This window comes from Nocardioides sp. (assembly GCF_034670285.1).
Classification (GTDB): domain Bacteria; phylum Actinomycetota; class Actinomycetes; order Propionibacteriales; family Nocardioidaceae; genus Nocardioides.
Map to the genome: position 1 here is coordinate 1 of NZ_JAXMNS010000471.1, position 2,667 is coordinate 2,667.

General features: G+C 71.1%; 4 protein-coding genes. All 4 read left to right on the forward strand.

Annotated features, from left to right (window positions below):
- Positions 1-223: 223 nt before the first annotated feature.
- Genes dut through VOI19_RS17820 form a run of 4 tightly spaced genes read left to right on the forward strand, consistent with a single transcriptional unit; the run spans position 224 to position 2,472 of the window.
- A complete protein-coding gene (gene dut, locus VOI19_RS17805; RefSeq protein ID WP_323794285.1) occupies positions 224-712 on the forward strand; it encodes a dUTP diphosphatase in 489 nt (162 codons plus the stop codon).
- 4 nt (positions 713-716) lie between these two features.
- A complete protein-coding gene (locus VOI19_RS17810) occupies positions 717-1,370 on the forward strand; it encodes a DUF3710 domain-containing protein (RefSeq protein WP_323794286.1) in 654 nt (217 codons plus the stop codon).
- Between the two features lie 29 nt (positions 1,371-1,399).
- On the forward strand, positions 1,400-1,762 hold the full coding sequence (locus tag VOI19_RS17815) for an OB-fold nucleic acid binding domain-containing protein (RefSeq protein WP_323794287.1): 363 nt from the start codon (positions 1,400-1,402) through the stop codon (positions 1,760-1,762).
- Positions 1,759-2,472, forward strand: a complete 714-nt coding sequence (locus tag VOI19_RS17820; protein ID WP_323794288.1) for a DUF3159 domain-containing protein — start codon at positions 1,759-1,761, stop codon at positions 2,470-2,472. Before VOI19_RS17815 ends, VOI19_RS17820 begins: the two co-directional genes overlap by 4 nt.
- Positions 2,473-2,667: the final 195 nt, after the last annotated feature.

Below are 2,667 nucleotides of genomic sequence, written 5' to 3' on the forward strand. Positions count from 1 at the left end.
AGCAGGGCCAGGCACAGTGCGGTGACCGTCCAGGCGACGACACCGGGGATGGCCACGACCAGGGCGAGCCACAGCGTCGCGACGAGCATGACGCCCTGCACCCACCAGCGCAGCGGGACGTGCAGCCGCTCGCGGTAGGCGTGGCTGGGGGTCGTTGTGATCACCCCTCGATTCTCCCACCTGCTCCCAGGCTGTCGACGACGGGTGCTCTAGGGTCCCGGGCGTGACCCAGAACCTGCCCGTCCAGGTGGTCCGGCTCGACCCCGACCTCCCGCTGCCGGCCTACGCCCGAGCCGGGGACGCCGGGGCCGACCTGATGACGACCCGCGACGTGACCCTGGCCCCGGGGGAGCGAGCGCTCGTGCCGACCGGGATCGCGCTCGCGCTGCCCGAGGGCTACGTCGCCCTCGTGCACCCGCGCTCGGGCCTCGCGGTGCGTCACGGGCTCTCGATCGTGAACACGCCGGGCACCGTCGACGCGGGCTACCGCGGCGAGGTCCAGGTGCTGCTCATCAACCAGGACCCGAGCGAGTCGGTCTCGCTGTGTCGGGGAGACCGGATCGCCCAGCTCGTCATCCAGCGGGTCGAACGGGCGGTCTTCGAGGAGGTCGATCGACTCCCTGACTCAGAACGTGGCGACGGGGGCTACGGTTCTACTGGGGGATTCGCATCCGCGGGTCCGTCGCAACCAGCTGTACCTGTCGAGGAGTGAGTTCGTGAAGTTCCGCCGCAAGTCCGCCACCGACGTCCCGGACGCCACGGGCACCGAGGAAGCCGCGGCGAGCGCCGACCCCGCGAGCTCCGCCGAGTCGGTGCCCGCCGGCCCCTACGACGCCGAGGCCCTGCCCGACGACGGTGTCGAGCGGGTCGACCTCGGCTCGTTGCTCATCGGTCCTGAGGAGGGTCGCGAGCTGCGCCTGCAGGTCGACGAGTCCACCGGCAACGTGCAGTCGGTCATGCTCGCCGGCGCCGACGGTGCTCTCGAGCTGCGCGCCTTCGCCGCTCCCCGAAACGGCGACCTGTGGGCAGAGGTCCGTCCGCAGATCGCCGCCGACACCGCCCAGCGCGGTGGCACGGCCACCGAGCGTGAGGGTCGCTTCGGCACCGAGCTGATGTGCCAGATGAAGGTCCAGCGTCCCGAGGGTGTCGTCACGCAGCCGTCGCGGATCGTCGGCATCAACGGCACGCGCTGGCTCCTGCGCGCGACCCTGCTGGGCCGCCCCGCGATCGACCCCGACAACGCCGCCGACTGGGAGGACGTCCTGACCCGGGTCGCCGTCCAGCGCGGTGGCAACCCGCTGCCCGTCGGCGAGCCGCTCCCGCTGATCCTGCCCGACCACGCACGCCGGGTGAACCCACCGGTCTCCTGACCGGTCCGAGCACGAGGAGCACGCCAGTCGTGGTCGAGAAGAGCAGGTTGCGCCGCACGATCAGCAAGTGGGCCAACAACAGCGACCAGCACGCACGCGACCTCCGCGCGCAGTACGTCGGTGACGGTGACGTGTGCATCGGCGAGGCCGTCGACCGCACCCTGGTCACCCTGAAGGGCACGATCCGTTCGCTGACGGTCCGTCCTCGCGGCGGCGTGCCGGCACTCGAGGCCGAGCTGTACGACGGCTCGGGCGTCATCACGCTCGTGTGGTTGGGTCGTCGGCGCATCGCCGGGATCGACCCCGGCCGTTCGATGCGGGTGCGGGGTCGGATCGGTGTGCACGAGGGCGTCCGGATCGTCTACAACCCCCGCTACGAGCTGATGTCGTGAGCGAGAACGAGACCCACGAGGCTCCCACCGTCGCCACGGTCGAGGCGCTCGTCCGCAGCCAGATGTCCACCGCCCTGGGTGGGCGACGAGGCATGATCGAGGCCGGTGTCCCCGGCATCCTGTTCACCGCCGTGTGGCTGCCCACCAAGGACGTCCAGCTCGCGCTGATCCTCAGCCTGGTCGCGGTCGGCGTGGCCGCGGTGCTGCGCCTGCGCGAGCGTGGACCGCTCCAGTACGTCTTCAACGCGCTGTTCTCGATCGGGATCGGCTTCGTCTTCATCCGGATCGCCGCCAGCTCGGGCGGCTCGGAGTCCGACCAGGCGCTGGCCTTCTTCCTGCCAGGCATCATCTACAGCCTCGTCTACACGGTCCTGCTGGTCGGCTCGGCGGTGGCCGGCTGGCCGGTGGTCGGGTTCATGGTCGGCAGCGTCACCGGAGACCCGACCGCTTGGCACCACGACAAGCAGATCGTCAAGCTGTGCTCGCGCCTCACGGTCCTCCTGGCCGCACCCGGCGCCGTCGGCGTGCTCCTGCAAGGACCGGTCTGGGTGCTCGGGTGGCGCGACGTGATCGACGTCGAGGTCGCGGTCGCCGTCATCGCCGGACTGCGCTACGGCCTCGGCTGGCCGCTCCGCATCGCCTCGTGGTCGGCGATGATCTGGCTGCTCGCCCGCAACGCGACGCCCCTGGAGTCACCGACGGCGACATAGTCGCCGGTCGCACCCCGCGCGGGTTGGTCATCGAGTAGTCGGGGCGAGCGCAGCGAGACCCGGCGTATCGAGATGGCGGCGACGTGCCCGCACACCTCGACCCCGGGTTGCGGCTGCCGCTCGACTCACTGGATTTCGTCTCACCCGTCGCGACCTCCTTCGTCGGCCGCGGGGTTCGCTCAATCCTCGCTGACG